At 65.1% G+C, this 16,346-nt stretch carries 16 protein-coding genes and 1 pseudogene; 11 read left to right on the forward strand and 6 right to left on the reverse strand.

Features of this window, described 5'->3' with window-relative positions:
* On the forward strand, window positions 1–659 hold a 659-nt coding region (locus PMN64_RS25975), incomplete at its 5' end, for an aldo/keto reductase (protein WP_411782692.1).
* 166 nt (window positions 660–825) lie between these two features.
* Here PMN64_RS25975 and PMN64_RS25980 read toward each other — a convergent pair.
* Both PMN64_RS25980 and PMN64_RS25985 read right to left on the reverse strand, forming a co-directional pair.
* A complete protein-coding gene (locus PMN64_RS25980; protein WP_028340566.1) occupies window positions 826–2,055 on the reverse strand; it encodes a DUF1501 domain-containing protein in 1,230 nt (409 codons plus the stop codon).
* A complete protein-coding gene (locus tag PMN64_RS25985; protein WP_028340567.1) occupies window positions 2,052–3,635 on the reverse strand; it encodes a DUF1800 domain-containing protein in 1,584 nt (527 codons plus the stop codon). The genes PMN64_RS25980 and PMN64_RS25985 overlap by 4 nt, the downstream gene beginning before the upstream one ends.
* A 351-nt stretch (window positions 3,636–3,986) precedes the next feature.
* Here PMN64_RS25985 and PMN64_RS25990 point away from each other — a divergent pair, with 351 nt between their 5' ends.
* Complete coding sequence (locus tag PMN64_RS25990) at window positions 3,987–4,661, forward strand: HAD family hydrolase (RefSeq protein ID WP_028340568.1); 675 nt, start codon at window positions 3,987–3,989, stop codon at window positions 4,659–4,661.
* A gap of 156 nt (window positions 4,662–4,817) precedes the next feature.
* Here the strand turns inward: PMN64_RS25990 and PMN64_RS25995 are convergent, their stop codons facing one another.
* Window positions 4,818–5,909, reverse strand: a complete 1,092-nt coding sequence (locus PMN64_RS25995; RefSeq protein ID WP_411782693.1) for a transporter — start codon at window positions 5,907–5,909, stop codon at window positions 4,818–4,820.
* A 603-nt stretch (window positions 5,910–6,512) separates the two neighbouring features.
* Here PMN64_RS25995 and PMN64_RS26000 point away from each other — a divergent pair.
* A pseudogene (locus tag PMN64_RS26000) lies at window positions 6,513–6,743 on the forward strand (SUMF1/EgtB/PvdO family nonheme iron enzyme); the annotation flags it as partial.
* Window positions 6,740–8,455, forward strand: coding sequence for an arylsulfatase (locus tag PMN64_RS26005; RefSeq protein WP_411782694.1), 1,716 nt, complete (start codon window positions 6,740–6,742; stop codon window positions 8,453–8,455). The pseudogene PMN64_RS26000 and the gene PMN64_RS26005, both read left to right, overlap by 4 nt.
* 220 nt (window positions 8,456–8,675) lie before the next feature.
* Here PMN64_RS26005 and PMN64_RS26010 read toward each other — a convergent pair whose 3' ends face one another.
* Window positions 8,676–9,272, reverse strand: coding sequence for a TetR/AcrR family transcriptional regulator (locus tag PMN64_RS26010; protein ID WP_411782695.1), 597 nt, complete (start codon window positions 9,270–9,272; stop codon window positions 8,676–8,678).
* A 93-nt stretch (window positions 9,273–9,365) separates the two neighbouring features.
* On the opposite strand from PMN64_RS26010, the gene PMN64_RS26015 reads away from it, so the two are divergent.
* Window positions 9,366–10,157 (forward strand): crotonase/enoyl-CoA hydratase family protein, encoded by a 792-nt coding sequence (locus tag PMN64_RS26015; RefSeq protein ID WP_411782696.1) that lies wholly within the window; start codon window positions 9,366–9,368, stop codon window positions 10,155–10,157.
* A gap of 141 nt (window positions 10,158–10,298) precedes the next feature.
* Here PMN64_RS26015 and PMN64_RS26020 read toward each other — a convergent pair whose 3' ends face one another.
* Window positions 10,299–11,006, reverse strand: a complete 708-nt coding sequence (locus tag PMN64_RS26020) for a glutathione binding-like protein (RefSeq protein WP_028340573.1) — start codon at window positions 11,004–11,006, stop codon at window positions 10,299–10,301.
* 226 nt (window positions 11,007–11,232) lie between these two features.
* Between PMN64_RS26020 and PMN64_RS26025 the strand changes: the two genes are divergently transcribed.
* Together PMN64_RS26025 and PMN64_RS26030 are read left to right on the forward strand one after the other, a co-directional pair.
* A complete protein-coding gene (locus tag PMN64_RS26025; RefSeq protein ID WP_411782697.1) occupies window positions 11,233–12,348 on the forward strand; it encodes an MBL fold metallo-hydrolase in 1,116 nt (371 codons plus the stop codon).
* Window positions 12,345–12,992 carry an SCO family protein gene (locus PMN64_RS26030; protein ID WP_411782698.1) on the forward strand — a complete coding sequence of 216 codons (648 nt, stop codon included), beginning with the start codon at window positions 12,345–12,347 and terminating at the stop codon, window positions 12,990–12,992. Before PMN64_RS26025 ends, PMN64_RS26030 begins: the two co-directional genes overlap by 4 nt.
* 82 nt (window positions 12,993–13,074) lie before the next feature.
* On the opposite strand, the gene PMN64_RS26035 is transcribed toward PMN64_RS26030, so the two are convergent.
* Window positions 13,075–13,308, reverse strand: coding sequence for a hypothetical protein (locus tag PMN64_RS26035; protein WP_411782699.1), 234 nt, complete (start codon window positions 13,306–13,308; stop codon window positions 13,075–13,077).
* Window positions 13,309–13,419: 111 nt separating this feature from the next.
* Here PMN64_RS26035 and PMN64_RS26040 point away from each other — a divergent pair, with 111 nt between their 5' ends.
* The 4 genes from PMN64_RS26040 (at window position 13,420) to PMN64_RS26055 (ending at window position 16,289) form a co-directional block, all read left to right on the forward strand.
* Window positions 13,420–14,322 (forward strand): LysR substrate-binding domain-containing protein, encoded by a 903-nt coding sequence (locus tag PMN64_RS26040; protein ID WP_028340577.1) that lies wholly within the window; start codon window positions 13,420–13,422, stop codon window positions 14,320–14,322.
* Window positions 14,315–15,535: an NAD(P)-binding domain-containing protein gene (locus PMN64_RS26045; protein WP_411782700.1), complete on the forward strand. Its 1,221-nt coding sequence runs from the start codon at window positions 14,315–14,317 to the stop codon at window positions 15,533–15,535. The genes PMN64_RS26040 and PMN64_RS26045 overlap by 8 nt, the downstream gene beginning before the upstream one ends.
* A 314-nt stretch (window positions 15,536–15,849) precedes the next feature.
* Window positions 15,850–16,086 (forward strand): hypothetical protein, encoded by a 237-nt coding sequence (locus tag PMN64_RS26050; RefSeq protein WP_411782701.1) that lies wholly within the window; start codon window positions 15,850–15,852, stop codon window positions 16,084–16,086.
* Window positions 16,083–16,289: a hypothetical protein gene (locus PMN64_RS26055; protein ID WP_411782702.1), complete on the forward strand. Its 207-nt coding sequence runs from the start codon at window positions 16,083–16,085 to the stop codon at window positions 16,287–16,289. Before PMN64_RS26050 ends, PMN64_RS26055 begins: the two co-directional genes overlap by 4 nt.
* Window positions 16,290–16,346: the final 57 nt, after the last annotated feature.

Here is a 16,346-nt window from a genome sequence, read left to right on the forward strand (position 1 = left end):
GGCGCTACATCATGTCGGCGGTCGAAGCGAGCCTCACCCGCCTGAAGACCGACTATATCGATCTCTACCAGCAGCACGACTACGATCCGCTCACACCAATCGACGAGACGCTGCGCGCGCTCGACGATCTCGTCCGCCAGGGCAAGGTGCGCTACATTGGCAACTCCAACTTCCCGGCCTGGCGGATCGCCGAAGCCGAGTACGTCGCGCGCCAGATGAACGTGAACCGCTTCGTGTCCTGCCAGGACGAATACAGCCTCCTGGTGCGCGACATCGAAAAGGACCTGCTGCCGGCGGCGCAGCAATACAATCTCGGCCTGCTGCCCTTCTTCCCGCTCGCCAGCGGCCTGTTGACCGGCAAGTACCAGCGCGGCGCCGCTGCACCCGCCGATACCCGCTTCGCCAAGGCGCCGGCCCTGAAGGATCGCTACGTCACGCCGCGCAACGAGGACATCGTCGAGAAGCTGCAGGCGTTTGCCAGGGAGCGCGGCCACACCATGCTCGAGCTCGCCTTCTCCTGGCTCGCCGCCCGCCCGCAAGTCGCAAGCGTCATCGCCGGCGCGACGCGACCCGAGCAGATCGAGCAGAACGTCAAGGCGATCAGCTGGAAGCTGAGCGTGGAGGAGATGACGGAGATTGATGGGATCACGAAGGGGTAGACACTGCGGTCGTGTAACCACAGCGTCGTCCCGGCGCAGGCCGGGACCCATTACCACTAATGCGCGTGGTTATGGCGTGCTGTGGCTCCACCGTTTTCCAGCAATCGAGTTCGGTGGTAATGGGTCCCGGCCTTCGCCGGGACGACGTTGTGGTTGGAGCTAGCGCTTATGCTACCAGCCCCTTCATCGGCTTTACCGGGGCGCTGTCCGGAAATACGGCATCAGCCAGCACGCGTTCGCCAAGGCCGAACTGGTCGTGCAGCACGCCCTTGATCACGGCGCGCAGGTCGGTGGTCGGGGCGAGGTCGCGGGCCTGGTAGAGATTGGCGGGCTTGAGGCCCGGCCAGTCGGTGATCATGCGGCCGCCATTCACGGCGCCGCCGGCGAGCAGCGCGATGGTGCCGGTGCCGTGGTCGGTGCCCTCGGTGCCGTTGATGCGCGCGGTGCGGCCGAACTCGGTCGCGACCACGATCACGGTGTCGCGCCAGCGCGCGCCGAGCCCGCTCTGGAATTCCGCCAGCGAGCCGTCGAGGCCGCCGAGCAGCTGCGCGAGGCGGCCGACCGGCCCGCCTTCATTGGCATGGGTATCCCAGCCGTCGAAGGCGAGCGCGCCGATCCGCGGGCCGTCATCGGCCGCCATCAATTTCGCGGCGCCGCGCGCCACGAGGCGCATCGCCGCCACGCCGCCCGCCCCGGGCTTCGGCTTCATTTCGTCGCCCTGCGCCTGCTTCTCGAGCTGTAAGCCTTGCGTCAGCGCGCTTGCCAGCGCCGGATCGCGATGCTGATAGAGATCGAGCAGCCGCATCGCGGTGTCGTCAGCGGCTTGCGGCAGAGCGGTCGGGGCCCAGCCGACGGTCGGCGCCGCGCCGCGCAGCACCAGCGGCGTGGTCGGGCCGACCGCGAGCGCGCTCGTCACCCGCTCGCCTTTCGGCAGCGCCTCCAGCGCGCGGTTCAGCCAGCCGGACTGCACGCGGCCCGGACCGGGGAAGCCGCTCTCCAGCACGTCCTGGCCATCGAAATGCGAGCGATCGCGATAGGAGGTCGCCACTGCATGAACGACTGCGGCCTGCTTGGCGCGATACATCCGCGAAAATTCCGGCATCGCCGGATGCAGGCCGAAGAACGGATCGAGCATCACCGCCGCGTTCGGGCCATCGGGGCGCAGCGCGATCGCGCCATGCAGGCCGGCATAATCAGGGTCGCCAACCGGGGCGACCGTGGCGAGGCCGTCGAGCGCGCCGCGCAGGATGATGGTGACGAAGCGCGGATCTCGGCCATCGGCCGCGCGCGCGAATTTCGGCAAATACGCCCAGGCCGCAAACGAGGCGCCGCCGAGCAGCAGCGCGCGCCGCGACGTCGCCTGCAGCATCAGGCTCTCGGAGCATTCCATCGTCATCTCCTCTGGAACTCGGGCGACATCAACAGCAGCGCCAGCGCCTGCTGCCGCGATTCCGCACGCTCGATGGTGCGCCGCGTCTCGGGCGAGGCTGCATCGGCGGCAATGAGCTCGAGCAGGTCGCGCGGGTCGAAGCGGTCGGCGAGCTGGGAGGCGACTTGCGCCGAAATGTCGAGCCTGAGCTTGACGCCTTCAGGTGCCGCCCAGGCCGCGGCGGTGTCCGGAAATCCGTTCGGCCCGGCCGGCGACCACAAGGGCTGGCCGAGCACGTTGAGGCCATTGAGATAGCGGCCCGGATCTTCGGGATTGCGCGCCAGCAGGCGGCCGGATGCGACCAGGAATTCGTAAGGCGAACGCATCTTCGTCAGCGGCGCCTGCCAGGCCTCGTTAGACTGCACTAGCGTGGTGGCCAGCGCCCCGAGATCGCCGTCTGTTTTCGTGAACGTATCCTTTAGCCTCGCCACCAGCGCCGGCGGCGGATCGTCGGCGACGAAGTGGCGCGCGAATTTGGTCGCGATGAATTTTGCGGTCGAGGGATGCCGCGCGATATCAGACAGCACCGCCTCGCCCTGCGCGACGCCGGCCTGCGCGTAGGTCTTGCCGAGCACCTGCTGCGGTCCGGGCTGGTGCGCATTGGCATTGAACACGAAGCTGCCGGGCGTGCCGAGTTGGCCACGGCGGCCGGCAAAGGTCCAGCCGGTGATGACGCGCGCCAGTGCCGTCACGTCGTCCTGGGTGTAGCCGCCGCCGACGCCGAGCGTATGCAGCTCCATGATCTCGCGCGCGAGGTTCTCGTTCAGGCCACGATTGCGGTTGATACCGGCGCGCGACTCCGGGCCGAGCGATTGCTGGTTGTCGAGAAAGAACAGCATCGCGGGATGCTGCTCGACGGCCTTCAGCATGTCGCCGAAGCGGCCGAGCACATGCGGACGGATCGCCTCGCGCTCGAACGCGCCGGCCCACATCCGCGCCAGCGCGCCCTTGTTGGCGGAGATGCAGAAGTGGTTGGACCAGAACACCACGAGCCGCTCGACGAAGCCGCAATCGGCGACCACGCCGCGTTGCAGCCGCGCCAGCGCCTCGGCGCGGAACGTCTTCTGGATGATGTTGAGCGGCTGCGCCGGCGGCTTGGGCGGACCGGCCAGCGGCTGTATCGTCGGAGGCTGCATCGGAGCCGACGGCGTCATCGCCGCATTGGCGTTGTCAGGCGCCTGCGCCTGCATCGCCGAATCCTTCCCGGCGATCTCCTTGGCGGCGGAGGGCAGCGACAGGTTGCGCCGCGGCTGTGGCTTGGCGTCCGGTCCTTGCGGCGGCGTTTCGCTCGCGCCTTGCTGCGCGGCCTTCGCGGCGTTGCGCGCCTGCTGGATCTCGAACTGATAGTCGAACACCTGCTTGCCGAGTTCGGGTGTCGAGAGCAGGCCCGGCACTTCGAGCAGCGCGCCGTTCGGACGCGCCAGTTCCGCCAGCACGAAACCGCGAGGATCGGAGGCCGCGTTGATGAAGTCGCCGGACGCCCCGCCGCGGGCGCCGAATCCAAACCGGTTGAGGGCGACCAGCGCGGCTTGCGAATCACGGGCCATCAGAATTTCCTTGACGAATTCCCGGGCGATTTCCTTGACGATTTCCTTGGCCGCCTATCCCGGCTATATCTGTCGCACGGCATCATAGCGCGGTCCGGGATGAACCCGAGATTAATTCGCGCATTAAATCGCGGTTAGAATGGACCTCTCGTCAAACGATCGTTCCCAACCAGGATCTCCGCGCCGGCTTGCCTGCACGGCATGCGGCAGCGAATTTTCCTGTTCGCTCACGGGCGCATGCTGGTGCTCCGATGAGCGTTTTCGCCTGCCGATGCCGAGCGACGGCGGCGACTGCCTGTGCCCCGCATGCTTGCGCAAGCTCGCGGAACAGCAAGCAGCGGTGAGCGCCACGTGAACGCACGCTGGACCGTCGACGCCGTCCTGCTCGACATGGACGGCACACTGCTCGACACCGAGAAGGTCTATTTCGACAGCCTGGTCGCGGCGCTGAATGCATGCGGCTACACCGACGACGTCGTCGCGCTGTGCCACTCCATGGTCGGGCTTCCCGGCCCGGCCTGCGAAGCGATGCTGCGCGATCATTACGGCGCGGCGTTTCCGCTCGCCGAGGTCAACCGCGCCTTCATCATCAACCGCGATCGGATGTTCGAAGCCCCCTTGCCGCTGAAGCGCGGCGCGCTGGCGCTGCTTGACGGGCTCGCCGCCGCCGATTGCCCGATGGCGATCGTGACTTCGTCGTCCCGCCGCACCGCCGAGCGCCATCTCGGGCTCGCTGGCATCCGCGACCGCTTCGACACGTTGCTGACGCTTGACGATGTCGCGCAGGGCAAGCCGGATCCGGAGCTCTATCTCAGGGCAGCCGCGCGGCTCGGCGTGACGCCGGCGTCCTGCATCGCCGTGGAAGATTCCAACCACGGCGTCGCCGCCGCCCACGCCGCCGGCGCGATCACGCTGATGGTGCCGGATATGGCGCCGCCGACCGAAGCGATTCGTGCGAAATGCGCAGCCGTACTGCCGGACCTCAACGCGGTGCTGGCGTTGTTGCGCGAACGCGGCGCGCTCTAATCGTCATTGCGAGCGTCAGCGAAGCAATCCATCGTCCCGCATATGCCCGGACATGTTGTCGGCACGCTCGCGGAGTGTCCATTGGCTGATTGAGTTGCTACCGCCGCGCCAGATTGATCCTTCAGCACGGCGCCGGTGGCAGCATCATGCGCGCTGCTATTTCGTGATTCTGGGCCGCGTGGATGTCGGCGGCGTTGGCGCCGCGGGCTGAAGATTGAACGTCAGCCAGACGTTCCAGCCTGCTGGCCGATTTTCATTGGCGAATTCGCCGTAGCCCTTCAGGTTCAGATATCCCTGCATGTCTCCGACCGGGAAAATGTAGCCGACCTGCGGGCCGACGCCCGCCACGCGCGACCGGAAGCAGCCGACACGATCGCCCGAGCCGCCATCGCAGCCGAGTTGCTGATAGAGGTAACCGACGAGACCGACCTGCCACTGCTTGGTCAGGAATTGCGACGCACCCCAGTCGAGGTGCATGTCGACGCCGCTTTGATATTGCGTGGAGGGGTTGACAAAGTTGTAGGTGAATCCCAGCACCGTCGAAAATTCATGCCCGGTCTTTGGATCGAAATAGGTGTAGCCGCCGCCCGCGTCGATTGCCCAGTGCCCAAGCCCCAGATTCGCAAGGCGGCCCGACTGGTAGGCGCCGGCCGGGAGGTCGGCGGTAACGTACGTCATGTAATTGTTGACACCTGCATTCCAGCGTAGCGCGAACTGCGGGATCAGGTCGCCGAATGCAATGAGCGAGCTGTCGATGCTGTCAAACCGGGAGAAGGGCGACGTGGCGCCGCCCGGTCCCGTCAATGTCCCAACGAGCGATCCCGCCAGCGACGTGGAGTTGGAGCCGTAGGTCGCCAGCAGGCTGGCAGAGGCCTGACCGCCCAGCACGGGTGTTGCAAAAGTATAAGTCCCGGCTACAAGGCCAAGATTCACATTCGCATTGACGTTCGCGTTCACGGTGGCCGTCAGATTCGCGGGAAAGCGACCAAGCGTGATTTCGCGCGACCGCGCCACGTCGCCGCCGGCGGAAACAGAGGTGTGATAATAAACCGAGGTCACCGACCAGCCCGGCGCCTGCTGAGGAACAGCCGCGAGGCTGCCAAAAAATCCGGGTAACCAAAAGCTGATGCCATTTTCGTCGGCGCGAGCCGCTTGGGTGGACAGCACCAGCAGAGCGGCAAGCGCCCCAACTCTCAAATGCCACTGCGAAAAAAATCTGCGTCCCAAACCCGGTCCAAGGTACCCCATCGCCGATCCCCCGACTCTCGCGATCCCACCGTCGCTCCGGCGGGGTAGAAGCTCGGAAAGAATAAGCCGACGCCGCCGTTGGTCCATGCGAAATCGGCATATTTGCGTTCGGCCGGCCCTTTATTGAAAGGCTGTGTTCATGACGCCACAACCTTGGCACTTTTTGCATAGTCGTCAGGGGCTCTCGACAAGGAAGAGGCGACCTGGCTCGATTGATCTAGATCAACATGAGAACGATGCGGTGCTGGAAGCATCTTGTCTTGTCTCGTTCGCAGATGCTGCGCCGTCGGTCTCGCACTTCAGATACTCGATCGTCTTTTGACTGACCAAAGCGTTAAATCCTCCCGAAGCAACCGGCGAGCTGGAAAGCTGCCGAGAGGTTCTTGCTCCGGCGACGCTCGTAACTTTGAAACTCGTTCACTGCGAGTAGCTCATGCACGACGTTGGCGTTGCGGCAGGCGTACCCGATCTGGCGGCTGATGGCTTCGAACGCACCTCGCGCGCCACCGCATTCCCGGTCAATGGCTACGGTCCTCGTGAGTCGGCAGCTTCTGGGAATGGACGACCGATTGGTATTCACCAAAAGCACGACGCAGACGCCCCGAAGACTTGCTGCATCCCGCAAGATCCTCGCGGCCGGTCCGAGGGCGGGAGCTACGACCCTCGTCAGCCGAACCTCAGGATTCCACGCAAGGTGCTCAAGGCGGCTCGCATCTTTGCGCCCCTAGCCATTGCCGCCGCTATCGTCCGGCCACGCGTCATGCCGAGCCGATCGACACCTCAGCAAGCCATGTCGGCTTCAGGTGCATCACCAGGAAGAGGATCACGTCATGAGTAACGACACGATTCCAGAAGAGCCTGAGATGGGTACAGAGCCGATCAGTGCAGGATTGAAACGCCGCGATCTCTTGTTGAGCGGTAGTTCGCTCGTCGCCGCTTCAGCACTCTCTGCCGTCGGTGCGACAAGCTTCGCGCAAGCGCAGCAACCAACGCCGGCCCCGGTGCCCGCGCCGGCCGGACAGCGGCCCAATATCGTCGTCATCATGGGGGACGATATCGGCATCTGGAATATCGGTGCTTACCATCGTGGCATGATGGCCGGCCGGACGCCGAACCTCGACAAGATTGCCGCAGAAGGCATGCTGTTTACCGATTATTATGCCGAGGCGAGCTGCACCGCAGGCCGCGCCAACTTCATCACCGGCGAACTACCGATCCGCACCGGCATGACAACGGTCGGTCAGGCCGGCGCTCCCACAGGCTTGCCGGCGGAGGCCGTGACCATTGCCACCGCGCTCAAAGGCATGGGCTATGCCACCGGCCAATTCGGCAAGAACCACCTTGGCGACAAGAACGAGTTTCTGCCGACAGTGCACGGCTTCGACGAGTTCTTCGGCTATTTGTATCATCTCGACGCGATGGAAGACCCGGCCCACCCCGCTTATCCGCAGGAGCTGCTAAACACGGTCGGTCCGCGCAACATGATCCATTCGTGGGCAACCAATGTGGACGATGCCACCGTGGATCCGCGCTGGGGCAAGGTCGGCAAGCAAAGAATTGAGGACGCCGGAACGCTCTATCCCAAGCGGATGGAAACGGTGGACGATGAAATTCGAGACTTTGCGTTGAGTTTCATTGAAAAGGCTAAAGCCGACAACAAGCCGTTCTTCTTGTGGCTGAATCCAACTCGCATGCACATCGTCACGCACTTGTCGCCAAAATATCAGGCAATGCGCAACTCCAAGAACGGTTGGTCGATTCATGAAGCCGGCATGGCACAGCTTGACGACGATGTCGGCGTCGTAATGCAAAAGCTTAAGGACATGCGCGTGGATGACAACACCATCGTCATCTTCACCACTGATAACGGCACCGAGGTCTTCACTTGGCCGGATGGCGGACAGACACCCTTCGCGCAGAGCAAAGGTACGGTCATGGAAGGCGGCTTTCGCGCGCCCGCGATGATCCGCTGGCCGGGCAAAGTGCCGGCCGGCAAGGTCGAGAACGGCATCATCTCCGGGCTGGACTGGTTCCCGACCTTGCTGGCTGCTGCCGGCAACCCGAACATTGTCGAGGAACTGAAGAAGGGGAAGCACATCGGGGACCGTACCTACAAGTGCCATCTGGACGGTTATAATCAGATGGACATGATTACCGGCAAGGGGCCGTCGAACCGGCACGAAATCTGGTACTTCGGTGAGAGCGAGCTCGGGGCTGTGCGCATCGACGACTACAAGTATCGTTTCATCGACCAGCCCGGGGGCTGGCTGGGCGAAAAAAGCAAGGTTGACGTGCCCTACCTGACCAACCTTCGTCTGGATCCGTTCGAGCGAACGGGCTGGCCTGATAGCGGGACCAAATACGGCGCGCAACAATACTTCGACTGGTTCAAATTTGAGTTCTGGCGCTTCGTGTTCGTTCAGCAGGAGGTCGAGAAGCTGGCCATGACCGCGGTCGAGTTTCCGCCGATGCAGAAGGGCGCGAGCTTCAACCTCGATTCCGTGAAGGCGAAAATCGAGGCCGCCAGGACGGCAATGGCAAAGTGAGATTCATAGCCGTGTTGGGCGGCGTCCATGCCGCCCAACGCCGTCTCCTCCGGCCTTTCGATATTGCAGATCGGTTCACCGAAGTCCGCTTCCGGGAGTGGAGCGGGCCAATGGCGGACGGGCCCGATCGTCGCCTTCTGGCCCAAGGCCGGGGTACTTCAGTCCGGATCTATGTCGCCTTTTCAGGGCGTAACGGACAGGCCTCCATGAGTACACCGCTCTAACCCCGTTTGCGCGCCGGCTTCGCCAGCGCCGTCTCGATCAGCGTGCGCGCGGCCTCGCCGGCGGTCTCCATATAGCTCGCGTCACGGTGCAACTGCACGACGGCGAATGATCCGTCCAGCAGCAGCAGGATCTGCCGCGCAAGCTTGAGCGGATCGGCGATCCCCTGCTCCGCGAAGGTCGCGCGCAGCCAGTCCTCGAATTTCTTCTTGTGCGCGGCGCCGATCCGGATCGCGGGATGCCCGGGCATGTTGGCGAGCTCGGCGGAGGTGCGCAGGAAGCCGCAGCCTTTCCACTTCGGATGCCGCGCCGAGCGCGCAAGGTTCTTGAAGATCGCCTCGACCTTCACCGCCAGGCCGCCCTCGGCCTCCGCGAACCATTTGCGGAACAGCGCGAGATTGGGCTGGTCGCGCGAGGCGAGATAGGCGGCGACCAGGTCGTCCTTGCTCTTGAAGTGATAATACAGCGTGCGCTTGGTGAGGCCGGCCTTGGCCGCAACCTCGTCGACGCTGACGCGGCGGATGCCTTCATTGTAGAACAGCGCGCTCGCCGCCTGGACGATGCGCTCGCGGGTGGGCTCGGAGGGTCTGGGCATCACACGTATGTATACTAACCAGTGAATATACACAAATTCCGGCTAGCCCTACATTCGGCGCTGACACGAAACAGCCATGCCGGAGAGCGCACCATGCCCGAACCCATCCTGCTCGAGATCACCGCCGGGATCGCCCTGATCACGCTGAACCGTCCCGAGCAGCTCAACGCACTGAACTACGCGCTGATCGATCAGTTGATGATGGCACTCGACCGCATCGAGGGCGACGCTGACGTGCGCGCGGTGATCCTGACCGGCGCCGGCGAGCGCGCCTTCTCGGCCGGCGCCGACATCAAGGAATTCTCTGACAGCGTCAAACGGGGAGCCGCCGTTGCGGTGCGCGACTTCGTCCGACGGGGACAAGCCATGACCGCGCGGCTCGAGGCGTTCAAGAAGCCCGTGATCGCCGCGGTCAACGGGCTCGCCTTCGGCGGCGGCTGCGAGATCACTGAAGCAGTACATCTTGCGATCGCCAGCGACCGCGCGCTATTTGCAAAACCCGAGATCAAGCTCGGCATGCCCCCGACCTTCGGCGGCACGCAGCGGCTGCCGCGGCTGGCCGGACGCAAGCGCGCCCTGGAGCTGCTCCTCGCAGGCGATCCGTTCCCGCCCGAGCATGCGCGCGAGATCGGGCTGGTCAATCAGATCGTGCCGCACGATCAATTGCTGACCGCCGCGCGCGAGCTCGCCGGCCGCATCACCAGGCATTCGCCCGGCGCCGTCGCCGGCACCATCACCGCTGTGACGCGCGGGCTCAACATGCCGATTGCCGAGGGCCTTTTGGTCGAGAGCGAGCAGTTCGCCGCACTGGTGCCGAGCCGCGATCTCGCCGAGGGGCTTGCGGCGTGGAAGGAACGGCGGCCGGCGAAGTATGTGGGGGCGTGAAGGCCCACCTCACAGCCGTCATTCCGAGGCGATGCGCAGCATCGAACCCGGAATCTCGAGATTCCCCGGTGCGCAATTGCGCACCTGCGGTCTGGTGCTTACGCACCATCCCGGAATGACGAATTTGCTGAGACCTGTGCCCTACCGCACCACCGCCGCGGTCTGTCCGAACAAGAGCTTGCGCTCCTCCTCGGTGCGGATCGCGGGCTGGCCGAAATTCGGATTGACCTCCTTCGCCTTGGCATAGGCGCGCTCGGTCGCCGGGCGCCTGCCGATCGTCTCCAGCCAGCGCTTCAGATGCGGGAAATCGTCGATCTCCTGGCCCTGGTTCTTGTAGGGCACGACCCAGGGGTAGCTCGCCATGTCGGCGATCGAGTAGTCGCCGGCGATGAATTCGCGGTCGGCCAGCCGCTTGTTGAGCACGCCGTAGAGCCGGTTGGTCTCGTTGACGTAGCGGTCGATCGCGTAAGGCAGCTTCTCGACGGCGTAGTTGCGGAAGTGATGGTTCTGCCCGGCCATCGGCCCAAGCCCGCCCATCTGCCAGAACGTCCACTGGATCACGTCATAGCGGCCATGAATATCGGCCGGCAGGAATTGTCCGGTCTTCTCGGCGAGATAAAGCAGGATCGCGCCGGACTCGAACAGCTGTAGCGGCTTGCCGCCGCCCTTCGGCGCGTGATCGAGAATTGCGGGGATGCGGTTGTTCGGCGCGATCTGCAGGAAGTCCGGCTTGAACTGATCGCCTTTGCCGATGTTCACCGGGAAAATCCTGTACTCCAATCCGGTCTCCTCAAGAAACATCGTTATCTTGTGACCGTTCGGCGTGGACCAGTAGTGGAGATCGATCATGGGCGTGATCCTGCATTGCCAGGGACTGCCGATGTCGTGCATCGGCGAGAAAGATGCGAATGCATGAAGTTGGGCGCATAACCGCACCCAAGTCAATGGTGGGCGCATTGCACCGCGCGCGAATGTGATCTGCGGCCAGCGCAACTGCCAGATTGAGCCGCATCCCGATTGCTCCTAAGCTCAACGTGTTTGGTATTGAAAAATTTTCAGAACACGGGGGATTATGATGACGCGGGATTTGGCACGACGTGATTTCCTGAAAGGCTCGGCGGCGATCGCCGGCGCTGCGGCCGCGGGCGCCTTCTCCTGCGTCGAGATCGCCAGCGCAGCGCCGATCGAGGTGCCGACCGTCGACAAGCTCTCGATCCGCGTGCTGGTCGATTCCAGCTTCGATTTGTTCTTCAAGCCGAAGCAAGCCGGCGGCGTCACCATCGCGTCGCCGCCGCGCTCCGCCGACTACCAGAAGTCGCTGCACAATGAATGGGGCCTGTCGCTGTGGCTGGAGTCGGAGGTCAAGGGCACGCAGCGCACGCTGATGCTCGACTACGGCTACACGCCGGAGGTGCTGCTCAACAACATGGCGCTGGTCGGCGTCGATCCGTCGAAGCTCGACGCGCTGATCGTGAGCCACGGGCATTACGATCATTTTGGCGGCCTCAACGGCTTCCTCGACAAATTCCGCGATAAGCTGCCGGCCGACGTGAAGCTCTATGCCGGCGGCGAGGACAATTTCTGCCACCGCGTCAGCGCAACGCCGACCAAGGGCCAGTTCAACGATTTCGGCACGCTCGACCGCCGCCAGCTCGCGGCGCAGCGCGTCACCACCGTGCTGTGCGAGACCCCGACCGTGATCGCGGGCCATGCCTTCACCACCGGCAAGATCACCCGCCGCAGCATCGAGCGTGTGCTGCCGCAGACCTGGGTCGAGTTCGGCATCAAGGACGGGCTCGGCTGCAACGCCAGCCACTATCTGCCGGCCGAGATGGAGGGCAAGATCGTGCCCGACGAGCACATCCACGAGCACGCCACCTGCTTCAACGTGCGGGACTTCGGCCTCGTCGTGATCTCGTCCTGCGGCCATGTCGGCATCGTCAATTCGGTGAAGCAGGCGCAGGAGGTCTCGGGCATCCAGAAGGTGCACGCGATCGTCGGCGGCTTCCATCTCGGGCCCGCGCCGAAGGACTACCTCACCGAGGTCGTCGCCGAGATCAAGAAGCTCGACCCCGACGTGCTGATCCCGATGCATTGCTCCGGGCTCAACTTCGTGCAGGAGGCGACTGCGCAGATGGGCGACAAGGTGCTGGTCACGACCACCGGCAGCCGCCTCTCCTTCGGCATATGATCACGCCGATCCTGCGCGGCATTGCATTCGCTGGCGCGGGCCTGGCATGCGCCGGCGCCGGCCTGTGGCTGACGCTGGCACCGGTGCTGGCGGGCGATGCGCCGCCGCAATCGGCGCGCTCGGCCGCCGCGATCATGGACATCCTGATGTGGAACAGGGAGCCGGTCGGCGGCCCGTTCGCGCTGACCGATCAGGCCGGTCATGAACGCACCGACAAGGAGTTCCGCGGCAGGCTGATGCTGATCTATTTCGGCTTCACCACCTGCCCCGACGTCTGCCCAACCGATCTGCAGGCGATCGGGCTTGTGCTCGACAAGCTCGGCCGCGACGGCGATCAGGTGCAGCCGATCTTCATCACCATCGATCCCGCGCGCGACACCGCCGCCCATCTCGCAGAGTATGTGCCGATGTTTCACCCGCGCCTGATCGGACTGACCGGCAACCCTGATGCGATCCGCAAGGTCGCCGATGCCTACAAGGTCTATTTCGCGCGGGTGCCGCTGAAGGATGCCGGCGACTACACCGTCGATCACACCGCCTACATCTATCTGATGGACCGCGAGGGCAATTATCTCGGCTTCTTCCCGCCGGGGACGTCAGCCGACCGGATGGTCGAGATCATCCGGCCGAGACTCGAACAGTGACGGTAGAGATTGGCAATTCTAACCGCTCGATCGGTCCACCTCTCCCCTTGTGGGAGAGGTGCGATGATCACCGCGCTCAGGTTCACTGTATCCGCCCATGCGCGCGCAAAAAGCTCTCGCCGGTTTCCGTCACCATGACCCGCATGCCCTCGACCGAGGGGCGGCGCGCGACATAGCCGCGGTCGACGGCGTCCTCCCAGATCGTCAGCCGCGGGCATGAGCTGCGCCAGACCTCGAGCACCTCGGCATAGTGCCGCGGCTCGCGCGCGACCCACTCGACAAGATCGAGCACCAGGGCGTCTGTGGTCTCTGTCATGTGGTCCTCGCCGGGTCAGCCGGGATTCATTGTCTCCGGTATTTCTGCGCCGCTTGGCCTCTTCCGGCAAACTGAGTTATCTTGCCCATGCATCAGTTTTCCTGAGGGTTCATGCGGCGGCTGCTCTTTCTCAACGGCATCAAGGCGTTCGAAGCGGCGGCGCGGACCGGCAGCTTCGCGGCGGCGGGCAGCGAGCTCAACGTCTCGGCCGCCGCGATCAGCCGGATGGTGCACCTTTTGGAGGAGCGGCTCGGCGTCGCGCTGTTCGAGCGCAAGGCCAACCGCCTCGTCACCACGCCGGCCGGCCGCGCCTACCAAGGCGGGCTGACGCCGATCTTCGACGCGCTGGCGAGCCTCACCGCGCAGGTCACGGCGTCCGCGAGCGCGCGGGTGCTGACCGTCGGCGTCGGACCGACCTTTGCGCTGAAATGGATGATCCCGCACCTTGCCGAGTTCCGCAAAGCGGAGCCCGACATCGAGGTGCGGATCACGACCGGCGGCATGGCGGTGCCGTTCGCCGACGACTGGAGCTGCGGCATCCAGCTCGGCGACGGCCCGTGGCCGGGCCTCGTCGCCGAGCCGCTGTTCGCCGCCGATTTGATGCCGGTGTGCACGGCGCGGCTCGCCAATACCCTGAAGCGCCCCGCCGACCTCAAGGGCCCGAGCCTGATCCGCGTCGCCCATTCGCCCGACGACTGGCCGTCCTGGCTGAAGGCGGCGGGCGTGCCGCGCCTGACCGCGCGCGGGCCGGAATTCCAGTTCTACGGCCAGGCGCTGCAGGCAGCGAGCGACGGGCTCGGCATCGCGATGGGCATCCGGCCCTATATCGACGACGATCTCGCCGCCGGCCGGCTGGTGGCGCCGTTTGCGCTCAGCGTGCCCAAGGGCATGCGCTGGTATCTGGTCTATCGCGGCTTCCACGCCGAGCAGCGCGATTTCGCCGCGTTCCGGCGCTGGATCATCCGCGCCGCGGCGGAGCCCGCCGACCGCCGCAAGGGAACCCGCAGTGCCTGACGAGACCGTCGATACGCTGGTGATCGGCGGCGGCCAGGCCGGGCTCACCATGAGCCACCGGCTGAAGCAGCGCGGCATCGCCCATCTGGTGCTGGAGCGAGGCCGCATCGCCGAGCGCTGGCGCAGCGAACGCTGGGACGGATTGATGTTCCAGTTTCCGAACTGGTCGGTGCGGCTGCCGGAATTTGCGTTTCCGCACAGCGATCTCGACGGCTTCGCGGACACCGCTGCCATCATCGCCTTCATCGAGGATTACGCCGCGTTCGTCGCGCCGCCGATCCGCTGCGGCGTCGCGGTCACCAGGCTGCGCCGCGATGCCGGCGGTTTCCTCGCCGAATTTGCCGGGGGCAGCATCGCCGCCCACAACGTCGTCATCGCCACAGGCCCCTATCAACGGCCGCTGCGGCCCGACCTGCTGCGCGATCACCCCGGCCTGTTTCAGGTCGATGCCGCCGGCTACAGGAATCCCGAGCAATTGCCTGACGGCGCGGTGCTGGTGGTCGGTGCCGGCGCCTCGGGTGCGCAGATCGCCGAAGAGCTGATGCACGCCGGCCGCGACGTCTTCCTCTCGGTCGGACGTCACAACCGCCTGCCGCGCCGCTATCGCGGCCGCGACCTGATCTGGTGGCTGGCCGAGATGGGCATCGACCGGACGCCGGTCGAGCAGCGCGGTCCGTCGCGGCTGCTGCCGGTGATCTCCGGCGCCCATGGCGGCCACACCGTCGATTTCCGCCGCTTCGCCGCCGGCGGCGTGACCCTGCTCGGCCGCGTGACGGCGGCGCGCGACGGCGTGCTCGAGATCGCGCCCGATCTCGCCGCCAACATCGCCAATGGCGACGCCTATTACGCGACCTTCCTCGGGATCGTCGACGACTTCGTTACGGCACGCGGCCTCGATCATCCCGAAGATCCCTTGGCGCGCCTCGGTTTGCCCGATCCGCCGTGCCTCACCGCGCCGCTCGATGCGATCGACCTGCGGACCGCGCGGATCAGGAGCGTGATCTGGGCCACCGGCTACGGCCTCGATCTGAACTGGATCGACATACCGGTGCTGGATGGCGACGGGGCACCGCGACACCGCCATGGCGTCTCCGACGTGCCCGGCCTCTATTTCCTCGGCCTGCAATGGCTGTCGAAGATGAAATCCTCGTTCCTGTCAGGCGTCGGCGACGATGCCGCCGTGCTCGCCGACCACATCGCCGGCCGCAGTTAGATCCAACGACATCGGAGGTGCGCTCCCTCGCCCCGTTCTTACGGGGAGAGGGTTGGGGTGAGGGGCTGCTTCCGCGCAGACCGTCGCAGTTGGGCTCGCGGGGACTCCCCCTCACCCGGAACGCATCTGGCGATGCGCTCCGACCTCTCCCCGCACGCGGGGCGAGGTGAAGCGGAGCTCGCTGCTCGAAGCAAAGTCGACTTTTTCTCCCGGTTCCTTTGCCGTTCGGAAATAAACCGCGCGACTTGTGATCTGGTTCACATAGGGCACCGCGCGCTCGTGCTTCCTATGAGAAGGGCATTTCGAGGTCGCACATGATTTACAGCGGTTTTGAGATCAAGTCGTTCGAAGTGGGGAAGGGGCAATGGCACGCCAGGGTTCAACGGGTCGATCAAAGGCCGGTCGTCATCGATGGCATGCTGTTTCCGATGCTCGACATCGGCTTTGCGTGGTCCGATCCGGATGCGGCGATCGCCGACGCGAAGCGGGCTATCGACCGGTTCCCGCAACGCTATGGCATGACAATGCCGGCGGCCGGAGCATCGGCGTGACCGGCAACGTCGTGGTCGCCGCCGTCCCGCAATGCGAGCCGGATCCGGTCTGGCCGGCGCAAGTCCGCACCAGCTGCCCGGAATGCGCCGCCCCACTCTCGCTGCTGCGCGTGATCCCCGGCCGCGCCGCCGAATACTGGACCATGCGCTGCGACGGCTGCGGCGGGATCCATCTCGACATCGTCGACCTGCCCCGCGTCTGAACTCCGCGACAGCGCGCCCCCTGCTGACACCCTGCTGTCAGCAGCCTCGCCCGCGCA

This window comes from Bradyrhizobium sp. UFLA01-814 (assembly GCF_046718885.1).
GTDB lineage: Bacteria > Pseudomonadota > Alphaproteobacteria > Rhizobiales > Xanthobacteraceae > Bradyrhizobium > Bradyrhizobium elkanii.

Coding starts and splice junctions, on each gene's coding strand:
- PMN64_RS26005 (WP_411782694.1), top strand. CDS start 6,740: ATGAGTAACGACACGATTCCAGAAGAGCCTGAGATGGGTACAGAGCCG.
- PMN64_RS25995 (WP_411782693.1), bottom strand. CDS start 5,909: ATGGGGTACCTTGGACCGGGTTTGGGACGCAGATTTTTTTCGCAGTGG.
- PMN64_RS26010 (WP_411782695.1), bottom strand. CDS start 9,272: ATGCCCAGACCCTCCGAGCCCACCCGCGAGCGCATCGTCCAGGCGGCG.
- PMN64_RS26020 (WP_028340573.1), bottom strand. CDS start 11,006: ATGATCGATCTCCACTACTGGTCCACGCCGAACGGTCACAAGATAACG.
- PMN64_RS26015 (WP_411782696.1), top strand. CDS start 9,366: ATGCCCGAACCCATCCTGCTCGAGATCACCGCCGGGATCGCCCTGATC.
- PMN64_RS26030 (WP_411782698.1), top strand. CDS start 12,345: ATGATCACGCCGATCCTGCGCGGCATTGCATTCGCTGGCGCGGGCCTG.
- PMN64_RS26050 (WP_411782701.1), top strand. CDS start 15,850: ATGATTTACAGCGGTTTTGAGATCAAGTCGTTCGAAGTGGGGAAGGGG.
- PMN64_RS26035 (WP_411782699.1), bottom strand. CDS start 13,308: ATGACAGAGACCACAGACGCCCTGGTGCTCGATCTTGTCGAGTGGGTC.
- PMN64_RS25980 (WP_028340566.1), bottom strand. CDS start 2,055: ATGACGATGGAATGCTCCGAGAGCCTGATGCTGCAGGCGACGTCGCGG.
- PMN64_RS26040 (WP_028340577.1), top strand. CDS start 13,420: ATGCGGCGGCTGCTCTTTCTCAACGGCATCAAGGCGTTCGAAGCGGCG.
- PMN64_RS26025 (WP_411782697.1), top strand. CDS start 11,233: ATGACGCGGGATTTGGCACGACGTGATTTCCTGAAAGGCTCGGCGGCG.
- PMN64_RS25985 (WP_028340567.1), bottom strand. CDS start 3,635: ATGGCCCGTGATTCGCAAGCCGCGCTGGTCGCCCTCAACCGGTTTGGA.